Below are 19,722 nucleotides of genomic sequence, written 5' to 3'. Positions count from 1 at the left end.
CCAGAAACCCGTTTTTTGAGAAAAGCGGGTTTCTAGATCTCCAGACTAGATTTAAGTTTTGACTAAACTTGCACTCAAGCTTTGCAACGTTAAGCGCTCATTTTCTTCATTCACAAAGATCGTATCACCTTCGGTAAATTCACCTCGTAAAATCCCCTTAGCTATCTTGGTTTCTAACTCCCGTTGAATCGCTCGTTTTAAGGGTCTGGCTCCATAAACCGGATCGTAACCAACGGCTGCCAGGAAATCCAGGGCAGTATCTGATAATTTTAGGGCGATTTTCCGCTCTGCTAACCGAGATTCTAAGTGTACTGTTTGCAGTTGCACAATTTCTCGTAGTTGCTCTTTTTTCAACGAGTGGAAAATAATCGTTTCGTCAATGCGATTGAGAAATTCTGGGCGGAATGTGGAACGCAAAGCTTCCATCACGGTAGTTTGCATTTCCTCATAATTATCGTCATTTCCCGCCAGATCTAAGATGTATTGGGAGCCGATATTAGAGGTCATGATAATAATCGTATTTTTGAAATCTACGGTATGCCCTTGCGAGTCTGTAACCCTGCCATCATCAAGGATTTGGAGCATGATGTTGAAGACATCGGCATGGGCTTTTTCAATTTCATCAAAGAGAATGACGGAGTAAGGACGGCGGCGAATGGCTTCCGTTAATTGTCCACCTTCATCATAGCCAACATAACCGGGAGGTGCGCCAATTAATCGGGAAACGGCATGTTTTTCCATATATTCGGACATATCAATCCGAACGAGGGCTTCTTCGGTGTCGAATAGATAGGCCGCGAGGGCTTTTGCCAGTTCAGTTTTTCCGACTCCTGTGGGGCCGAGAAAAATAAAACTGGCAACCGGTCGATTGGGGTCAGATAGACCTGCGCGAGACCGTTGAATAGCATCAGAAACGGCAGTTACGGCTTCATATTGTCCTACGACACGTTGGTGTAATTCATCCTCTAAATTGAGGAGTTTTTGCATTTCCGATTCTACGAGTTTACTAATGGGTATGCCGGTCCATTTGGAGATGACTTCAGCAATATCTGAGTCAGTTACTTCTTCACGGAGTAGGGATTTGCCCGTAGTTTGCGATTCAGCAAGATGGGTTTCGGCTTCAGTGAGTTGTTTTTGCAGGGTCGTTAGTTTGCCATATTTTAATTCTGCGGCGCGGTTGAGGTCGTAATTACGTTCAGCTTGCTGAATTTCAACGTTGACGCGATCGATTTCTTCTTTTATGTTCTGAAGATTGTCAATCCTGTCTTTTTCTAATTGCCATTGGGAATTGAGGGCATGTTGCTGTTCTTTCAGGTTAGCGAGATCTTTTTCTAAGCGCTCTAATCGTTCTAAGGAAATGGGATCATTTTCTTTTTGTAAGGAAAGACGCTCCATTTCTAGCTGCAAAATTTTGCGGTCAATTTCATCAAGTTCTTCGGGTTTGGAGGTGATTTCCATTTTTAACCGGGCGGCGGCTTCATCGACTAAATCGATCGCCTTATCGGGAAGGAAGCGATCGCTAATATACCGAGTCGATAAGGTAGCGGCTGCAACTAGGGAACTATCGGAAATCTTCACCCCATGATGCACTTCATAGCGTTCCTTGAGTCCGCGTAAAATGGATACCGTATCTTCAACGCTGGGTTGATCGACATACACCTGTTGAAAGCGACGCTCTAAGGCAGCATCTTTTTCAACATACTTGCGGTATTCATCAAGCGTAGTTGCACCAATACAGCGCAATTCTCCCCGCGCTAACATGGGTTTGAGCAGGTTACCAGCATCCATGGCTCCCTGGGTTGCCCCTGCACCGACAACCGTATGAATTTCATCAATAAAGAGAATAACATTACCTTGAGAATCCGTAACTTCTTTGAGTACGGCTTTGAGTCGTTCTTCAAATTCGCCTCGATATTTGGCTCCAGCAATGAGTGCGCCTAAGTCTAGAGCGATTAAGGCACGGTCTTTGAGGGACTGGGGCACATCTCCAGCAACGATGCGCTGTGCCAATCCTTCGGCGATCGCCGTTTTTCCGACTCCAGGTTCCCCAATTAACACGGGGTTGTTTTTGGTGCGTCGCGAGAGGATTTGAATGGTGCGGCGAATCTCGTCATCCCGGCCAATCACGGGGTCTAGCTTACCTTGCCGCGCGGCATCGGTCAAGTCTCGGCCATATTTTTCTAGGGCTTCATATTTGCCTTCAGGATTTTGATCGGTCACTTTGTGGGTTCCTCGAATGTCGCGAATGGTTTGCTGGAGTTTGGCTTCATCCAGTTTAAAATCTTTGCACAAGCTTTTACCAAAGCGGTCATCCTGGAGAAAGGCTAGTAAGAGGTGTTCAATGGAAATATAACTATCCTCATACTGATTCTGATAGGTTTGGGCGCGATCGAGCAAGGTATCTAAGGAACGACCAAGATAAACCGATCCTCCCCCTCCCTGGACTTTGGCTTGTCGTTGGAGAAAGGCTTCCGTTTGCTCCCGAAAGGCGGGTAGATTCACCTGGGTTTTGGATAAGATATTGGTGGCTAACCCATTCTGTTCGAGGAGCGCTTTCATTAAGTGTTCGCTTTCGAGTTGCTGATGTTGATAGCTTTTGGCAATATCCGGAGTTTGGGCGATCGCCTGCCACGCTTTTTCTGTAAATTGATTGGGATTATTGGGTTGCATAGTCTCTTCAGATACTTCATTTTAATGCTTTGAGACCATTGTAGAAAAGACTGGATGTGCCAGATATTCGGAATTTACGGTGTTTCAGATAGGTATTTCCCACCCCTGTTCCATGAATCTAAAAGGTATTATCAAGGATTGTTAATTGATAAATATAAACAGCAGGGGTTGGATTTGTGATTTTGTGCAATACTGCCCCTTTATTTTGTTCAGTAGACAAATCCCAGCCTTGACATTTAGCGGTTAAGAAATTCAGCCAAAATAATTCATCTACTTTGATTACAACATGGGCTTTTTTACCGATTGAGGTTATCAATTTGTCCTAAATTTACAGGAGCGGAGGCAAGAGAGCAGGGAGCAGAGGGGAAGGGGAGCCAGACGAGAGCTACCTCCAACTTGGCTTGTACATTTCATGGGTTGACTAAATTTGGTATAATAGATATAGTTTACATCGTTTTATGTTTTTTATGAAAATAATTAACAAAAACCAATTAATCGGTGAATTGTCTAATGTGTTGCACCTGGTCGAGTTGGAAGGGGAAGAAGTTGTAGTCACCGATGGAAATCAACCGATTATTACAATTTCCCCCTATAAAAAGTCGCTCCCGACTTCAGAGTTATTTAAAAATATGCGAGGAAAAGTTAAATACTTGGAAGACTTAACCAACCCAACAACTGAAGAATGGCAGGAAATATAAAAATTGTTCTCGACACTTGTGCTTTGATTTGGTGGAGTTTAGATCCTGCTCGCCTTTCTCCCAAAGCCAAAGAAGCCAGCGATCGCATGGAACAAGATAAAAATGGTCTGGTTGCATCAATATCAATTTGGGAAATTGCTATTAAAATTAAAAACAATAAATTAGATTTGGGGGTGGATATTGATGAGTATCTTGCCACCTTAAAAAAGTCTGATGTGATTCGTCTTGTCCCGATAGATGAAGAAATTTGGCTAGAAAGTGTTCGATTATCATGGGAGCATCGAGATCCGGCAGATCGGGTTATTGTTGCAATGGCTCAGAAAAATAACGCTGCTATTATTACCGCAGATCGCAAAATAGCCGATTTCTATTCGCCAGTCATTTGGTAAGCGCGATCGCAAAATTTCTCCCTTTGGCCATGTGATCGCACTCCGGTAACTTTAGGACAAGTGCGATCGTGGGCCGTTTCCAAATGATAGGGAATCGCCTGAATCTAAAGATTATGCAGGCTGATCGTTGGTGACACAATGGATACCGCCTCCTGAATCGAAGATCGCTTCTGCATCGATTAAGTGAACTTGGCGATCGGGAAATAGAACTTCCAGTTCAGATTTTAATGCAGCGTCAATCCTCTCCTCTCCTTCCCCCATTGCTAAGACAAATCCGTTACCGACCAACCAGTTTGGATTACCCGGATAGCGAACGACCTCTAATCCTGCTTTTTTAGCATCTCTTACTAAATTCCGTTCCGTCTTTGAGCGTTCGTAATCTGCAACCATCAAGGTATTGCGGTCAACAAACCGTGCAATCCCATCAATGTGACCTGTGGTTCCATCATCTCGGTGATGTCCATAGGCCCAGATGATGGTGTGAACCCCAAAAGCCTGCTTGAGAATGGCTTCATGTTCCCTTTGAGTCATTCCAGGATTGCGATCGTCCTGACAATCCCAATTTAGCACTAATGTCCCTGCGCCATTGAATTCTAAATTGCCTTTTTCTAACACATAATCTTGATAATCTTCAACGGGCAAACCCAAATATTCTCCAATATAAATGGGAACCCGATTGTCATTTTCGTACTCAATATCTGAGCCAAAGTTCCCTCCCCAGGCATCAAATCTCCAATTTTGAATCCACAGATCGATTCCATCCGTCACATAAATGGGCCCATTATCCCGCAACCAAGCATTATCTACGGGCACAATATGCCAAGTGATTTGGGTATTGGGAACTCCTTTTTTTAACAAAAATTGTTTGGCTCTCCTTTTTTCAGCCTCACTACTGGTCAACAGGTGAACCGGTTCGTAATCTTGAATAATATCGATAATCTGGGCAAATTCTGGACGCATCTCTGACTCATAAGCACTTGGCCATTGCATCCATGTACCTGCATGGGTTTCCCACTCCGCAGGTACTCGAATTGTTGGGTTAAACTCGTGCAGTTCTTTTCCTCCACTGGACAGACAACCCAGCAGCGTAAACAAGAAGACACCGATCAATAGTAACCTATATTTTTTGAGTTTCATGAATGATTAAAGATATAGATAATTTATAATTTAAGATATCTTTCATATTATCATAGTGGTCAATGGATAGCACTTCGCCCTAGGGAATAGAGAGTAGCTGGTATTGTTTAGAATCTCAGGCTTCACACTGTACTCTATAGAAGAGAGAATTGCTATAGTGGCCAATGTTATGATGGGGAAAGACTCTATTTTCCATTCCTGATAACTATGATTGCAGCTAAAGATAATTATCCCCATCTCACTCCTGAAGAGTATTTCACTTGGGAAGAAGCACAACTAGAAAAGTATGAATATATAGAAGGTCAAGTTTATGCCATGGGAGGCGGCAGCAAAAATCACAGCTTGATCTCCGTCAAATTTACCACTTTATTTTCCAATCACTTAGAAGGGAGTGGTTGTGAAACCGGCAATTCCGATCTGAAAGTTAATATCGCTGAGACTCATCAGTATACCTATCCGGATGTTAGTGTGACCTGTGATGAGCGAGATAAAAATACAAGCCAATATATTACCTATCCCTGCTTAATTGTGGAAGTTTTATCTCAAAGTACGGAAGCTTATGATCGCGGTGGGAAGTTTAGGATGTATCGCCAGAATCCCGCCTTAATCGACTATTTACTGGTTAGTTCGACTCATATAGAAATGGATTTGTATCATAAAAATGATGCCGGAGAATGGATCATTATCAACTATCAAGAAGGGGACACCATAGAACTCAAAAGTATTAACCTCCGTTTTCCCATTGAACAAGTGTATCGCGGCCTGAATTTAACGCCAGAAGGTTAAGGCTTTTTTCCTACAGTTCAAATATCTTTGAGAAATTAACCATTAAAATTAATAATTATGATTGCAGCTAAAGATAACTATCCCCATCTCACTCCTGAAGAGTATTTTGCTTGGGAAGAAGCACAACTAGAAAAGTATGAATATATAGAAGGTCAAGTTTATGCCATGGGAGGCGGTAGCGTCAATCATGGGCGCATTGGTATCCGATTTACAGCGATGTTTGAGGCTCATTTAGAAGGAAGTGGTTGTATTACAGGCAATTCAGATATCAAGATTAATATGCTTGACACTCAGAACTACACTTATCCCGATGCTAGTGTTACCTGCGACGATCGCGACAAAAACAACCCTAACTCTTTCACTTATCCCTGCTTAATTGTGGAAGTTTTATCTCAAAGTACGGAAGCCTACGATCGCGGTGGGAAGTTTAGGATGTATCGCCAGAATCCCGCCTTAATCGATTATTTACTGGTTAGTTCGACTCACATAGCCATGGATTTGTATCATAAAAATGATGCCGGAGAATGGATCATTATCAACTATCAAGAAGGGGATACCATAGAACTCACAAGTATTAACCTCCGTTTTCCCATTGAACAAGTGTATCGCGGCCTGAATTTAACGCCAGAAGCTTGAGTGATTTCCCCCTAGCGCTCTCATCCTCCAATCTGGGACATGGTGCGGGTGTAAGCGCCTTCTGTACCCGATTCCCGTTGTTTGAAATTAATCTCTGGTTTAATCTGTAAGAGATCGGCGACTTGTTGGCGTAATTCGGTTAAAGGAACCTGCGATCGCAACTCGCTTTTGAGATCGATCTGTCCAGTTTCATTGAGCAGACAGGGACGCAACCAACCATCAGCCGATAACCGCATTCGATTACAGCGATCGCAAAAACACTCGGACATCTGACTAATAAACCCCAATGTCCCCTGAGCGCCAGGAATTTGGAACACATCTGCCGGCCCATTTCCACGCACCTCACCCTCTGTAAGTCCCCAACACTCCCGAATTCTTTGGCGTAATTCCTCCGAAGGTATCCAGGCTCGCTCGGTAAATAAATGACCATTGCCAATGGGCATAAACTCGATAAATCTGACATGCCATTGGCGATCTAGAGTTAATGCCGCTAAATTTAACACCTCATGGTCATTCACCCCAGGAATCACTACCACATTCAATTTTAAGGGGTTGAACCCTACTTCATATGCCTTCTGAATCCCTGCCCATGTTCGTTCCCAGCGACTTTTACCCCGATTTCCGATAATTTTGTCAAATGTCTCTGGTTCTAGGGAATCAAGACTAATATTAATCCGCCTCAAACCGGCATCATACAGGTCTTGCGCCAAGGTATCGAGTAAAAATCCATTCGTAGTCATGGCTAAATCTTGGGTTTGGGGCAGTTGGGCAATTTGTCGCACCAAATCCACCACTCCCGGACGTAGTAAGGGTTCACCTCCGGTTAAGCGAAAGCGGGTAAAACCAAGGGGAATAAAAACCTCTTTCAAGAGGGTAAGAATCTCGTCAGATGCGAGGAGATTTTGACTTAAGATATAGTTGAGTTCTTCATCCGCAGGCATACAATAGTCGCACCGAAAATTACATCGGTCAATTAGGCTGATGCGGAGGTAATCTACTGTATGCATAGAGTCAGGAGAATGAAACATGGTTCTGGTTTTGAGGTTGCTTTTAAAGCAAAAACAGATAAACAAAAATATCAACGTATTATAGCGCTTCGCTCTAGGGAATAGGCAATAGGGAATAGGCAATAGCTTGTATGGCTTAGGGTTGAAGGCTTCAAGCTGTATCTCATAGAAGAGAGAAACGCTATCGTTTTCTATTTAGGACGCAAATGGGTTAGTATTAAAACAGCTCAATCCGTAAAGCATGATACAATATTAATCAATATTCAGGTTAGAGGTAATGTTATGAGTCCTTTGACATTAAATTTAGATACCGTTAACCTCAGTGACGAGCAATTCTATCACTTATGTCAAAATAACCGTGATTTTAGCTTTGAACGAAATGCTAGAGGAGAACTGATTATTATGTCCCCTGTAGGAGGCGATAGCGGAAAGCGAGAAGCAGATTTAATCACTGATTTGGGAATTTGGAATCGACAAACTGACCTGGGTTATACCTTCAGTTCCTCGACTATATTTAAGCTACCCAATGGTGCGGATCGTTCTCCAGATGCGGCTTGGATTCGCCGGGAACGCTATTTAGCTTTAACTCCCGAACAACGACGCAAATTTCCACCCATTGCGCCCGATTTTGCGATCGAATTAAGGTCAGCAACGGATAGTTTAGAACAGTTGCGTGCCAAAATGACTGAATATATCGATGCGGGGGTACAATTGGCATGGTTGATTAATCCCCAACAGCAACAAGTGGAAATTTATCGGCCACAAAAAGAGGTAGAAGTGCGAAGTTTGCCTACAGAGTTATCTGGCGAATCCATATTACCTGGATTTAGTTTGACTCTGGATCTTTATGATTGATGTCGCTCATGGCTTCTTTCAACGTTTGGGTTAAGTTAATGGCTATCATGGGTTCATTGCCATCGCTACTGACCATAATGATAATGCGGGTTTTAGTGTCGATCGCCTCGCAGTCGATCGCCACCGAGACGGTAGGACTGACGGCTAACACGCGAGTGTCATTGACATTTAACACCGGAACCTCGGTAGAGGCGATCGCCTCTTCTGCTCTCTGCAAACAAGCCGAAACTGACAGATCTAACCATAATTTTTCGTAGTATAGCGTTGGCCCTGCCCAAGCGACGAAGGGAGATCCAAGAATAAGAGTGCTAACACTAGCACCGATCCAATAGGAAACAGTTTTCATAGTTATTGGGGGTTACATCAAGTTCGGGTAATTCATTCAAGGGATAGGTAGGGTTAGCAGGAGAAGGGGAGATCGTTGTATATTCCCCCATCCTCCTATCCCCCTATCCCCCTATCCCCCATCCTGTTTTAACACTGGGCAATACCTTCGGCCCGGGCTGCTTGTTGCACCGCAGCAGATACGGCAGTAGCAACGCGAGAATCGAATACAGAAGGAATGATATGATGGGGACTCAGCTCAATGGGACTGACTAAAGAGGCGATCGCCCCTGCTGCTTCAATGCACATTTTGCGAGTAATACTGCGGGCGCGGCAATCTAAAGCACCTCGGAAGACCCCAGGGAAGGCTAAGACATTATTGATTTGATTCGGATAGTCACTGCGTCCGGTAGCCATAACTGCTACGCGATCTGTGACTAACTCTGGTTGAATTTCCGGAATGGGGTTAGCCATGGCAAACACGATCGCATCTTTTGCCATCGTACTTACCATTCCTGGAGTCAGCACCCCTGGTACACTCACCCCAATAAAGACATCGGTATTTTTCATGGCATCGGCTAAAGATCCCGACTCCGCCACGGCAAACTCCTGTTTAGCCGCGTTCAAATCTGACCGTTCGGTAGACACAATGCCCTTCGAGTCACACATGATGATGGTTTTGGCTCCTGCTTCTTGCAATAGATGGGCAATCGCCACCCCAGCCGCTCCGGCCCCATTGATCGCAATTCGCACCTCTCCCAGGCTCTTTTTCACCCATTTCAGGGCATTATAGAGCGCCGCTTGAGTGACGATCGCCGTTCCATGTTGGTCATCGTGGAAAATGGGAATATCCAACTCTTCTTTCAAACGACGCTCAATTTCAAAGCATCGGGGAGCGCTAATATCTTCCAAATTCACTCCACCAAATACAGGAGCCATCCGTTTTACCGTTTCAATAATCTCTTGGGTATCTTGGGTATCCAGACAAACCGGAAAGGCATCGAGTCCACCAAAATCCTTAAACAGCATGGCTTTTCCTTCCATCACCGGCAGCGCACCTAAGGGGCCCAGATTCCCCAATCCTAGGACAGCACTACCATCAGTGACAATGGCAACCGTATTACTTTTAATGGTTAAATCAAAGGCTTTTTCTGGATTTTCGGCGATCGCCTTACAGATCCGACCGACCCCAGGAGTATAAGCCATAGCCAAGTCAGACTGACCTTTAATGGCTATTTTGCTATCAATGGTAATCTTCCCACCTTTATGCAGATCGAACGTTTTATCCGACACATCCAGCACTTCAACATGCGGTATGGCTTTAATCCCTTGGACAATCTCCTCTGCTTGTTCCGTAGAGCCAGCATCAACCGTAATGTCCCGCAGCGTAAAATCAAGGGTGCGTTCCAAAAGATTAATTTCCCCTAAACTCCCTCCAATAGATGCGATCGCCCCAGTTACCTTAGCTAAGGCTCCGGCACGATTTCGGAGTTTAACCCGAATTTTGACGCTAAAACTAGAGCTAGGATTCAATTTAGTGGTGTGAGACGGCTCAGTCATGAATTTCCTCTCATTCAGTGATTAGTGTTGCCGCGATCGGTTATGGTGATCGTCACTTAGGATACCCCATCACAGGACGCTAATCAGCAAAACAGAACAAAACTTCTTCCCTTAATCATATCTTCACTATTTTCCCGTAGATTGGATTGTCCGCAAGTGAAACCTAACGTAATTTACAAACCAAGAGATTTTAGATAGCTCTATAATATAATTAGTTGAGTAATTTATCCAACCCAAAGAAAATTCTGTCAAACTTATCGTTTACAATGTTGAATCAGAGGCGATTTTACTATGGAAGAACTGAGCGATCAATTAACCCACTATCAACAAATTGTGCAGCAATTGCTAATCGATTACGCAAAAGTTAAGCCAGCTTATGGTGAGATTGAAGTTTTAACTATTTTTGACACCGAGCGAAATCACTATCCAATTGTCCATCTCGGTTGGCTTAATGAGCGCTGGGTACATCATTGTGTCATGCATATGGATATCCGCAATGAAAAAATCTGGATTTTTGCTAACTCAACCGAGCATGATATGGCAGCAGATTTAGTTGACTTGGGTGTACCTAAACACGATATAGTTTTCGGTTTTTTCCCTCCTATTATGCGAGAAATGACTGATTATGCTGTGGGTTAAACAGGATATAAATGGATAAATTTATTGAGGTAGTATGAGATGGTAACCACAAAACCGCCTCCCACAGAACAGCCAGTTATCCCAGGAGGAAAAGTTATTTTAAACGGAGTAAGCTGGTTAACATTTACTGCCTTGCTCGCAGAAGTTGGAGAAAATCGGGCTTGTCGATTCACCTACGATCGCGGAGTGTTAGAAATTAGGATGCCTTTAGAAGAACATGAAGAACCCAAGCGACTGATTGAGAACTTTGTAGAAGTCTTAGTCGATGAGTTGGAAATTGAACTGAGAAGTTTGGGATCTTTAAGTTTAAAGCGGGAAGATTTAAATCGTTTTATTGAACCCGCTACCTGTTTCTATATTCAGAGTGAAGCTCTCGTTAGAGGCAGAAGTATTAATCTAGATGAAGTTCCACCGCCAGATTTAGCAGTCGAGTCTGACTATACCCATTCCTCGATGAATAAAGCATCGATTTATGCAACATTGGGAGTGCCAGAACTGTGGAGATATACCAAGGAACTCCTGGAAGTTTATCAACTGATTGATGGAGAATATCAAAAGTCGGATAAAAGTCTCGCTTTCCCGTTTTTACCTGTGGATGAAATACCCGGTTTTATCGAGCAGAGTAAAGAGATAGGACAGCGATCGGCAGTGCGGTTATTTCGGCAAATAATTCGAGAAATTCTCGATTAAGCGATGGCAAAAACTCTATTGCTCTTATGCTTAAAAAATGTTACACTGAATGAATACCTTCGACATTTTTCCGTAGCTTGGCTTTCACTAGGCTTAGACAAGGGGCTTAGAGCCAATTGCCCCGTAACTCCTAACGATTGGCGAAGGTATTGCTAAATCAAATGCCCAAGGATACTACGGATGCAAACTACAACATTAGCTCCTAAACCACAGCAAGTTTCCCCAGAAAATCGCATCATTTTACGAAATGTAAGCTGGTCAACGTATCAGGCACTGATGGCAGATGTTGGCGAGGATCGGGCGTGGAGAATTGCTTATGATAAAGGAGTGTTAGAACTGAGGATGCCATTACAACAGCATGAAGTCCCTAATCGACTAATAGCACGTTTTATTGATACTATCGCCGATGAATTAGAAATTGAGGTGATGGATGTCGGTGCCTTGCTCTTAGAACGAGAAGATTTAAGTCGTGCCATTGAGCCAGATACTTGCTTTTATATTCAGAATGAAGCTTTAGTCAGAGATAAAATTATTAAACTGCCTAACGATCCCCCTCCAGATTTGGCAATTGAGTCAGATTATACTCGCTCATCCCTGAAGAAATTTACGATTTATGCAGCATTGGGAGTGCCGGAACTGTGGAGATATACCAAGGAAACCCTGCAAGTTTATCAACTGATTGAGGGAGAATATCAACGGTCGGATAAAAGTCTGGCTTTTCCCTTTTTACCTTTGGATGAAATCCCCAGTTTTATCGAGCAGAGTAAAGCGGTTGGACAACGATCTGCGGTGCGGTTGTTTCGGGAAAGAATTAGAGTGATTTTGGAGAGCCAGTCTACATAACGTTTAGATTTAGTCTGTTTTAAGACTTGTCATGGCGATCGCTGCTTGCAGCTCTGTCTGCTCGATGATATAATTAACACACTCTACCATGAGCTAGAGTAAGATTGTAATGATAAGCTTGTAATGATAATTTAAACCTAAGATGAAAATATCCTCCTTATTAACCTGTGGACTTTCTGCTGTAATGAGTTCTTTATTCGTTTTAACTCCAGAGAAAGTACATGCTGTGATTGAGAGGGCGGAATTTCGTCATGTGCAAGCCGAAGTTTCCTATGACCAAAAGGAAGATGATTTTCGAGTTTTAAATTTACGCTTAAAACTTATTCGAGACGGTAAAATCATCTTAAATCAGCCTATCCCTACCCGAAGTAAAGAATTTGATCGCCCCTACTTTAGAGAAAACGATCCCTCCTCTTGGGTTCAAGATTTGGATGGAGATTCAGAACCTGAAATAGTCCTGACTTTCTTTACCGGTGGCGCTCACTGTTGTTTCTATTCCTTCATCTACCGCTACGATCGAGCATCTCAAAACTATACTTACATGACCCATGACTGGGGAGATGGAGTCGCTATACCTAGCCTTAAAGATTTAGATGATGATGGCATCATAGAATTTTACAGCCGTGATTCTCGTTTTGCTTATGCATTTACCTCTTATGCTGATTCTGCTTTTCCTCCACGGATTTGGCAATATCATCAAGACAGTTTGAGAGAGGTAACAACTCGTTTTCCTGAAGAGATTGATAGCTCTGCCACTCAACTCTGGGAATCTTATCAAACCCGAAAGGAAACATATGGAGATGAGCCATCTAATGTTCGGGGAATTTTGGCTGCCTATTTAGCAACAAAATATTTACTCGAAGAAGCAGAAGATGGCTGGCAACGGATACAGAACGTTTATCTCCATGACGATCGCAGTTCATTTTTTGTAGATTTACGTATATTTCTGCAAGAAACCGGATATATCAGTGATGCTCGAAACCCGATCTCGCCAGAAGCGATCGATTTGTGGACAGATCGTTTTTTCTATAGTGTCAATCCCCAACTGTCAGAGCGCAAAATTCGGCCGGATGAAACGGAGTATGTCAGAGAATGGAATGCCATTCAAAATGTGATGCAAGCGCTTCTCATTCCTCACAATCATAACTGTGAGAGTGGACTGACCAATTCAGCACTGGCTAATTCAGCGGGCCTTGCCAATTATGATAGTGTATCTCGTGATGGAGTTAACTTATCAAGCAAGGATTTAGATCGGGTTGCTGATGCGATATTTTATATTCGGAATCCAGAATTAGGCGATCGCCAAATTCAACCAGGGGAAACCAGATTAGCGAATGAATGGCTACGCATTAGGAGAGGAGTGAGTCGATTGCATCCTTGTGATTAGGATCTTAGACAGCAGTAGAGGAATTTTATGCTCATAACCAGCAAGGTTTTTCGGGTGTAGGAGTGCGATCGCGAACATCTGCAAAAATTTCATCAATTTTTGTCGATCGGTCATTTTAAGCAATATTCATAATTTCCACAATTATTTCTCCTTGGTACAATTGCTCTAACGCATCAGGTAAAGTCGCCGTCAACAATTCTCGCAAGTTGCGGTTAGTCTCGGAAAATCAGTACGTCGTGCAGCAAAGATCAAACAAGCTTGAATATCGGCTAGTTCTAGATCGGGAAAGTCCTCTAAAATTTCAGTAACGCTAACATTTTCTGCTAATACCATTTAAGATGCGCTTCATGATTGGCTCTAAACCCTTGCTACTCAAGGATTGATCGGTTGCAGCTTCATAGCGAAATGATATAACATTCCTAAAATATCGGTGACGCGAATTCACATCCCTCGAATACAGGGACGACCGCCACATTGACCGGTATTTTGCGTAATTCGGTTCAGTAATTCAGGCGTTGAACTCATAATTTTTTTAGGCTGAATGAGTGATTTTTTTGTGTAATTGATTATAGCCTAGAAGCAGTTTGACTCACTATAACCTCATCTGGAACTGGGCCGAAACGTTTCTCAACCCAACCTACACTATGACTGACTTAATCTAGTTATATCCTAAACTCAAGGTGAAATAGTATGGGTGAGGGATGGTGGGGGCGATCGCCGTCAAGCTAGAGTATGATACAATAAAAACAACTCACATATCAGGGAAAACATGGGCATTCGACAGCAGGCAGAAGAGGCTAGAAAAAAAGCCTATCAGAAAGTTATCGCCACCAAACTTCTGGATGGAATCGATCAGCTTTTTAATCGAGCATCTTCTAAACGGCGATGGATTTGGGAATTACTGCAAAATGCTAAAGATGTAGCGCATGAGGAAGTTAAGATTGAAATTATCTTGACTCAAGACTATGTGGAGTTTAGACACAATGGCAATCCCTTCTCGATTGAAAATATTACCTACTTAATTGAACAAGTTTCCAGTAAAGAGCGCAAACGGGAAGACAACCAAACGCCTAAAACTACAGGAAAATTTGGCACAGGCTTCATGACGACTCATTTGCTTTCCCGGAAGGTTGAAATTAGTGGAGTTCTGAAAAATCAGGAGGATCAAATCTGTGTTTACAAGCCATTTAATATTCTTCTCGATAGAAGTCCAACTGACTTAGACGAAATGATTGAAAATGTTGATGCTGCGTTTTCGATCTTTGAAGCTATTGATAGCGATCGCTCTTATCCCCCCATAGACAACTATCAACCCAACCAAACCTGTGATACTTGCTTTCGTTATGTATTAGATGAAGCTGGTTTTAAAGTCGCTCAAGCAGGTATTGAGGACTTGCATCACGCGATCGCCTATGCACTCGCTTTTATCCCTACCATTACCTCTGTCACGGTATCCGATCGAACTCAAGATGTAACCTATCACTATCAAACTCTTGAGCGTCATCAAATTGATACCCTGTTGCTTGTGACAATTGTACAACAAAAGACTAATTCCGCACAACAGCAACAAACCATCGCTTGCTTATCCAATTCCCAGCAAACCCTTACCCTTGCGGTTGAAGTAGAACCACGAGACAATCAGGTTTATTCGATTCAAGAAATTCCCGATGAAATCCCAACCCTTTTCTGTGAATTTCCCCTAATTGGTTCCGAAACTTTTCCCTATCCCGTCGTCATCAATAGTCCCTTATTCAATCCCACCGAACCCAGAGACGGTATCTTACTCAATCCCGATAATCCCATCAAAACCCCTCAAAATAAAGAGCTTTTAGAACAAGCCAACTTACTTTATGCTGAGTTACTCCATTTAGTCAGTTCCAATTGGCATCAGGTTCACTTATTGGCAAAATTGAAAAATACGGCTAAAATTCCCGACAATATTGACGAACCTTGGTATAACTCTAAAATTTTAGATGATTTGGTCACTCTACTCAGTAATACCACCTTCGTAGATACGGTTGCAGGAATCAGAATCATCCTCAAAGAGGCTCTAATACCTAGCTACAAAAGTAGAGCAAAAGTTCAACACTTTGCCCAGTTAGCCTCTGATTTTTATCCCGAATACTTACCTCAACCCGAATATATTCTCGATTGGCACGACATCCTAAAATCAGCTTTAGGTCAGAAATTGTCAGAGGATATTAAATACACTTTTGAAAATTTTCTAGAAGATATTCATAGACTCAAAACGGTTGAGGCACTGGCAGAACATCTCGATTGGAATATCGATCAAACTCTGGAATGGCTTAACTCTGTACTTCAATTTGTTAGAGACCATCATGAAAAGTTGCTGAGAAAATATTGCCTTCTCCCCAATCAAAAGGGTAGATTGATCAATAAGGAAGGATGCTACATTGACAATCGCATTCCAGAAGAACTGAAAGATGTGATGGAAATGCTGAGTTTACCCTGTCGAGAAATTCTCTTAGATCGCAGAATCACAGGGTTTGAAAATCAGATCGATCGCAAGGATGTCAAAAATATTTCTAATGAAATTAATGCATGTATTAAAGCGGCAAGTAATAAAGAAGATACTTCAGATTATTGGAACTTAAGTCGCCCAATATATCATCTAATCAGCTATTTTATTACCTCAGAAAATGAAACCTCTACAAAACATCAGATTTGGGAATTTTCCCGTGATTTTTATCCTGGACAAATTCCCGATAAAACCTATTTACAAAATTTGGTAGGTTTTTCATGGACTCTAGTTTATGAATGGATTTTTAGCTCTATTGCTGTTGATATTGAAAACCAGGAAAATTTGGACAGCTTAGTGAAATATTTTGACTGGGAGCAAGATAGAGTAATTTCATGGCTAGATCGGTTTGTTTGTTTTCTTCATCAACAAGATAAAAAAATCTTTCAAGACTATTCTCTTCTTCCCAATCAATGTGGGAAATTTATGCTTAAGGAAGAGCTGAAGAAAGATGAGGATATTCCGGAAGAGTTAAAAGAAGCACTGGAAATGCTGACTTCTGACTATTGGAATGATTTTCTATTAGATAAGCGATTTCTTAATGCTGAAACTCTATTTCATAAGGAAGAAGAGATCAAAACGATTAAAGATATTGCCATAGATATTGATGGAGCGCTAAAAACTTGGGAGAGAGAAGATAAAACTGGAGATTCTCAATTTACCAGGGTAATCACTACATTAATTGAATGGTCTAATTATCAATCCGATGATTTGCTCGATCGGATATTCCCTTACTTTTATAGTAATAGAGCTAGTCTATTTCTGAAGACATTGAGTGATACGGAAGTCAGTACCGACATCTTCAAAATTCTCAATCACCAGGACAAACTATCGGCATTAAGTCGTTTGGCAGAAAACCCAGATGTGTCTGAGCAAGATCTAGAAGATTTTGCCCAAAATTCACAGCAATTCAAAGCATTTCAAGTTGTGAGACAGGAAATGACCGATCGGGAGTTTGAGAGTTTTAATCTTTTAGTGAAAGAAATATCTTTAGATGAAGTCACGTTAGATGAAGTAACTGAGTTAATCGAAAATAAAGAAAAAATATCGGCAATCAATCTTTTACAAGATGCGGTGGAACTTGGAGAGAATTCCAGTTTGATATTTGCCTTGCATGAATTGGGAGTTTATGAAGCAGTCATGCATCTGTTTATTAAACCCAAATCAGTTCGATCTTCAAAAAAAATAAGTGTTCTTACTATTCCATATTTACCAGTTAGTAATGTTAATTCTTATAAACAAGATATTGCTGCTATTGGCCGAGAGGGAGAAGATTTTTTGTATCATCAGTTGGTTGAAAATTTTGGTGAGAGTCGCGTCATTTGGCTTAACCAAGAGACTGAACAGCGCCAGCCCTATGATTTTGTGATTCTTGATGAACAGGGTGCAGAATATTTGTATATTGATGCGAAAACCACTGTGACAGATGAATCTCAGTGCGATCGCATCCCATTTTATGTCAGTCGAGCAGAATGGGAGTTTTCCGAGCAGTGTGATTACTATTATTTGGCTCGTATCTTTGGTATTCGCGCATCCAATCCGAAAATCAAGTGTCTTCAGGTTGTCAGATTGCTACAATAAAAGTCTATGTTTTCCGTTCAACCGCAACGCCATGACTTCCGTAGACTTCCAAGATGAATTTGAGATCGTTGTTGTCGGTGCAGGCCATTCCGGGTGCGAAGCAGCCCTTGCCTCTGCCCGCCTTGGATGTCGCACCCTTCTGCTGACGCTTAATCTGGATAAAATTGCCTGGCAACCCTGTAACCCTGCTGTGGGAGGGCCGGCGAAGTCCCAATTAACCCATGAGGTGGATGCTTTGGGGGGGGAAATTGGGAAAATGAGCGATCGCACCTATCTCCAGAAGCGCGTCCTCAATGCCTCGCGCGGCCCCGCAGTTTGGGCCCTACGCGCTCAAACCGATAAGCGCGAATACGCTGCGGTAATGAAAAATATCGTCGAAAACCAAGACAACCTCGTCTTGCGCGAAGGCATGGTCACCGACTTGGTATTGGGCAACAATGATGAAATTATCGGCGTAGAAACCTACTTTGGAGTCGCCTTCGGATGTCGCGCCGTCATTCTCACCACCGGAACCTTCCTGGGCGGTAAAATCTGGGTGGGCAAAAAATCCATGGATGCCGGACGTGCGGGTGAATTTGCCGCCGTGGGACTCACGGAAACCCTAAACCGCTTGGGGTTTGAAACCGGACGACTGAAAACTGGAACCCCCGCGCGTGTGGATAAGCGCTCTGCGGACTATAGCAAAATGGAGCGGCAACCGGGAGAAGATGAAGCCGGTTGGTTTAGTTTTGACCCAGAGGTTTGGGTTCCACGGGAACAGATGGACTGTTACATTACCCGTACAACTGCTGAAACCCATCAACTCATTCGGGATAATTTGCATCTTTCTCCCGTGTATGGCGGGTGGGTGGATGCCAAAGGGCCGCGCTATTGTCCCAGTATTGAGGATAAAATTGTTCGCTTTGCCGACAAAGAGTCCCATCAAATCTTTATTGAACCGGAAGGACGCACTATTCCGGAATTGTATATCCAAGGGTTTTCTACGGGTTTACCAGAAACATTGCAATTGAAGATGTTGCGCTCTTTACCCGGATTGGAAAAGTGTGTGATGTTGCGCCCGGCTTATGCAGTTGAGTATGACTATATACCAGCAACCCAGTGTTATCCTACACTGATGACTAAGAAGGTAGAAGGGTTGTTTTGTGCCGGACAAATTAATGGTACAACCGGTTATGAAGAAGCGGCTGCTCAAGGCTTAGTCGCTGGCGTGAATGCGGTACGTTTGGTACGCGGACAAGAGCCGATTATTTTTGCCCGCGAACAGAGTTATGTCGGTACACTGATTGACGATCTGTGTACGAAAGAACTGCGCGAACCCTATCGGATGTTAACCTCCCGTTCAGAATATCGTCTGGTGCTACGCTCTGATAATGCCGATCGCCGGTTAACGCCTTTGGGTCGAGAAATTGGCTTGATTGATGACCGACGCTGGACTCTTTTTACCGAGAAGCAAGAGAAGATTGCTGGGGAAAAAGAACGACTGTATGAAATCCGTGTAAAAGAACACGAGCCTGTTGGTCAGAAGATTGTAGCCGATACTGAACAAAAGATTAAGGGATCGATTACTCTGGCCGATCTGTTGCGCCGTCCCCGATTCCATTATGGGGACTTAGAGCGCTATGGCTTGGGAAATACTGAGTTAGCCTCTGAAGAAAAACAAGGGGCAGAGATTGAGATTAAATATTCTGGCTATATCCAACGGCAACAAAATCAAATTGACCAAATTAACCGTCATGCCAATCACAAGCTACCGGAAAGTTTAGATTATTTCCAAATTGAAACTTTGTCCATGGAAGCACGGGAAAAATTAGATCGCGTACGCCCGTTGACTGTGGGTCAAGCCTCTAGAATTGGTGGAGTAAATCCAGCCGATATGAATGCTTTGTTAATTTATTTGGAGGTACAAAACCGGAAACCATTAACCATTAACCATTAATCATTAACAATTGTTGATTTTTATTGCGCTTTAGCTGCCAGAGCT

Annotated in this window: 17 protein-coding genes and 1 pseudogene; 11 read left to right on the top strand and 7 right to left on the bottom strand. The window is 42.8% G+C overall.

Annotated elements, in window-relative coordinates:
• Positions 1-51: 51 nt before the first annotated feature.
• Together clpB and J7529_RS20855 are read right to left on the bottom strand one after the other, a co-directional pair.
• Positions 52-2,670, bottom strand: a complete 2,619-nt coding sequence (clpB, locus tag J7529_RS20860; protein WP_318730556.1) for an ATP-dependent chaperone ClpB — start codon at positions 2,668-2,670, stop codon at positions 52-54.
• 118 nt (positions 2,671-2,788) lie between these two features.
• Positions 2,789-2,986, bottom strand: a complete 198-nt coding sequence (locus tag J7529_RS20855; RefSeq protein WP_318730555.1) for a hypothetical protein — start codon at positions 2,984-2,986, stop codon at positions 2,789-2,791.
• Positions 2,987-3,137: 151 nt separating this feature from the next.
• Here J7529_RS20855 and J7529_RS20850 point away from each other — a divergent pair, with 151 nt between their 5' ends.
• The gene (locus J7529_RS20850) at positions 3,138-3,368 is read left to right on the top strand and encodes a prevent-host-death protein (protein ID WP_318730554.1); all 231 of its coding nucleotides are present in this window, start codon (positions 3,138-3,140) and stop codon (positions 3,366-3,368) included.
• Entirely contained in the window at positions 3,353-3,757 is a 405-nt protein-coding gene (locus tag J7529_RS20845; protein ID WP_318730553.1) for a type II toxin-antitoxin system VapC family toxin, read from the top strand. Before J7529_RS20850 ends, J7529_RS20845 begins: the two co-directional genes overlap by 16 nt.
• 111 nt (positions 3,758-3,868) lie before the next feature.
• Here J7529_RS20845 and J7529_RS20840 read toward each other — a convergent pair whose 3' ends face one another.
• Complete coding sequence (locus J7529_RS20840; RefSeq protein WP_318730552.1) at positions 3,869-4,894, bottom strand: agmatine deiminase family protein; 1,026 nt, start codon at positions 4,892-4,894, stop codon at positions 3,869-3,871.
• 207 nt (positions 4,895-5,101) lie between these two features.
• Between J7529_RS20840 and J7529_RS20835 the strand changes: the two genes are divergently transcribed.
• Complete coding sequence (locus J7529_RS20835) at positions 5,102-5,680, top strand: Uma2 family endonuclease (protein WP_318730551.1); 579 nt, start codon at positions 5,102-5,104, stop codon at positions 5,678-5,680.
• Positions 5,681-5,737: 57 nt separating this feature from the next.
• Positions 5,738-6,316 carry a Uma2 family endonuclease gene (locus J7529_RS20830; protein WP_318730550.1) on the top strand — a complete coding sequence of 193 codons (579 nt, stop codon included), beginning with the start codon at positions 5,738-5,740 and terminating at the stop codon, positions 6,314-6,316.
• Positions 6,317-6,336: 20 nt separating this feature from the next.
• Here J7529_RS20830 and moaA read toward each other — a convergent pair whose 3' ends face one another.
• Positions 6,337-7,323, bottom strand: a complete 987-nt coding sequence (moaA, locus tag J7529_RS20825; RefSeq protein ID WP_413038949.1) for a GTP 3',8-cyclase MoaA — start codon at positions 7,321-7,323, stop codon at positions 6,337-6,339.
• Between the two features lie 282 nt (positions 7,324-7,605).
• Between moaA and J7529_RS20820 the strand changes: the two genes are divergently transcribed.
• A complete protein-coding gene (locus tag J7529_RS20820) occupies positions 7,606-8,178 on the top strand; it encodes a Uma2 family endonuclease (RefSeq protein ID WP_318730548.1) in 573 nt (190 codons plus the stop codon).
• Here the strand turns inward: J7529_RS20820 and J7529_RS20815 are convergent.
• Entirely contained in the window at positions 8,150-8,524 is a 375-nt protein-coding gene (locus J7529_RS20815; RefSeq protein ID WP_318730547.1) for a hypothetical protein, read from the bottom strand. The two genes, J7529_RS20820 and J7529_RS20815, sit on opposite strands and share 29 nt — an antisense overlap.
• Before the next feature lie 128 nt (positions 8,525-8,652).
• A complete protein-coding gene (locus J7529_RS20810) occupies positions 8,653-10,062 on the bottom strand; it encodes an NAD-dependent malic enzyme (protein WP_318730546.1) in 1,410 nt (469 codons plus the stop codon).
• A 291-nt stretch (positions 10,063-10,353) separates the two neighbouring features.
• Here J7529_RS20810 and J7529_RS20805 point away from each other — a divergent pair, with 291 nt between their 5' ends.
• The 4 genes from J7529_RS20805 (at position 10,354) to J7529_RS20790 (ending at position 13,621) form a co-directional block, all read left to right on the top strand.
• A complete protein-coding gene (locus J7529_RS20805) occupies positions 10,354-10,701 on the top strand; it encodes a XisI protein (RefSeq protein ID WP_318730545.1) in 348 nt (115 codons plus the stop codon).
• A gap of 39 nt (positions 10,702-10,740) precedes the next feature.
• A complete protein-coding gene (locus J7529_RS20800) occupies positions 10,741-11,391 on the top strand; it encodes a Uma2 family endonuclease (RefSeq protein WP_318730544.1) in 651 nt (216 codons plus the stop codon).
• 180 nt (positions 11,392-11,571) lie between these two features.
• The gene (locus tag J7529_RS20795; protein ID WP_318730543.1) at positions 11,572-12,234 is read left to right on the top strand and encodes a Uma2 family endonuclease; all 663 of its coding nucleotides are present in this window, start codon (positions 11,572-11,574) and stop codon (positions 12,232-12,234) included.
• Between the two features lie 142 nt (positions 12,235-12,376).
• Entirely contained in the window at positions 12,377-13,621 is a 1,245-nt protein-coding gene (locus tag J7529_RS20790) for a hypothetical protein (RefSeq protein ID WP_318730542.1), read from the top strand.
• Between the two features lie 189 nt (positions 13,622-13,810).
• On the opposite strand, the pseudogene J7529_RS24835 reads toward J7529_RS20790, so the two are convergent.
• Positions 13,811-14,146: pseudogene (locus tag J7529_RS24835) on the bottom strand (DUF433 domain-containing protein).
• A 244-nt stretch (positions 14,147-14,390) separates the two neighbouring features.
• On the opposite strand from J7529_RS24835, the gene J7529_RS20780 reads away from it, so the two are divergent.
• Entirely contained in the window at positions 14,391-17,741 is a 3,351-nt protein-coding gene (locus J7529_RS20780) for a DUF3883 domain-containing protein (protein ID WP_318730540.1), read from the top strand.
• Between the two features lie 31 nt (positions 17,742-17,772).
• Positions 17,773-19,677: a tRNA uridine-5-carboxymethylaminomethyl(34) synthesis enzyme MnmG gene (mnmG, locus tag J7529_RS20775; RefSeq protein WP_318730539.1), complete on the top strand. Its 1,905-nt coding sequence runs from the start codon at positions 17,773-17,775 to the stop codon at positions 19,675-19,677.
• Positions 19,678-19,722 lie beyond the last annotated feature (45 nt).

The organism is Roseofilum sp. Guam (genome assembly GCF_017746735.1).
In the GTDB taxonomy this organism is placed as follows: domain Bacteria; phylum Cyanobacteriota; class Cyanobacteriia; order Cyanobacteriales; family Desertifilaceae; genus Roseofilum; species Roseofilum reptotaenium.
The sequence above is the reverse complement of the archived record's forward strand: the minus strand, read 5'-3'. Positions and strand labels throughout refer to the sequence as shown.

Bases quoted from the DNA above. Each gene is read 5' to 3' on its own strand.
- clpB (WP_318730556.1), bottom strand. From the start codon at position 2,670: ATGCAACCCAATAATCCCAATCAATTTACAGAAAAAGCGTGGCAGGCG.
- J7529_RS20850 (WP_318730554.1), top strand. From the start codon at position 3,138: ATGAAAATAATTAACAAAAACCAATTAATCGGTGAATTGTCTAATGTG.
- J7529_RS20845 (WP_318730553.1), top strand. From the start codon at position 3,353: ATGGCAGGAAATATAAAAATTGTTCTCGACACTTGTGCTTTGATTTGG.
- J7529_RS20840 (WP_318730552.1), bottom strand. From the start codon at position 4,894: ATGAAACTCAAAAAATATAGGTTACTATTGATCGGTGTCTTCTTGTTT.
- J7529_RS20835 (WP_318730551.1), top strand. From the start codon at position 5,102: ATGATTGCAGCTAAAGATAATTATCCCCATCTCACTCCTGAAGAGTAT.
- J7529_RS20830 (WP_318730550.1), top strand. From the start codon at position 5,738: ATGATTGCAGCTAAAGATAACTATCCCCATCTCACTCCTGAAGAGTAT.
- moaA (WP_413038949.1), bottom strand. From the start codon at position 7,323: ATGCATACAGTAGATTACCTCCGCATCAGCCTAATTGACCGATGTAAT.
- J7529_RS20820 (WP_318730548.1), top strand. From the start codon at position 7,606: ATGAGTCCTTTGACATTAAATTTAGATACCGTTAACCTCAGTGACGAG.
- J7529_RS20815 (WP_318730547.1), bottom strand. From the start codon at position 8,524: ATGAAAACTGTTTCCTATTGGATCGGTGCTAGTGTTAGCACTCTTATT.
- J7529_RS20810 (WP_318730546.1), bottom strand. From the start codon at position 10,062: ATGACTGAGCCGTCTCACACCACTAAATTGAATCCTAGCTCTAGTTTT.
- J7529_RS20805 (WP_318730545.1), top strand. From the start codon at position 10,354: ATGGAAGAACTGAGCGATCAATTAACCCACTATCAACAAATTGTGCAG.
- J7529_RS20800 (WP_318730544.1), top strand. From the start codon at position 10,741: ATGGTAACCACAAAACCGCCTCCCACAGAACAGCCAGTTATCCCAGGA.
- J7529_RS20795 (WP_318730543.1), top strand. From the start codon at position 11,572: ATGCAAACTACAACATTAGCTCCTAAACCACAGCAAGTTTCCCCAGAA.
- J7529_RS20790 (WP_318730542.1), top strand. From the start codon at position 12,377: ATGAAAATATCCTCCTTATTAACCTGTGGACTTTCTGCTGTAATGAGT.
- J7529_RS20780 (WP_318730540.1), top strand. From the start codon at position 14,391: ATGGGCATTCGACAGCAGGCAGAAGAGGCTAGAAAAAAAGCCTATCAG.
- mnmG (WP_318730539.1), top strand. From the start codon at position 17,773: ATGACTTCCGTAGACTTCCAAGATGAATTTGAGATCGTTGTTGTCGGT.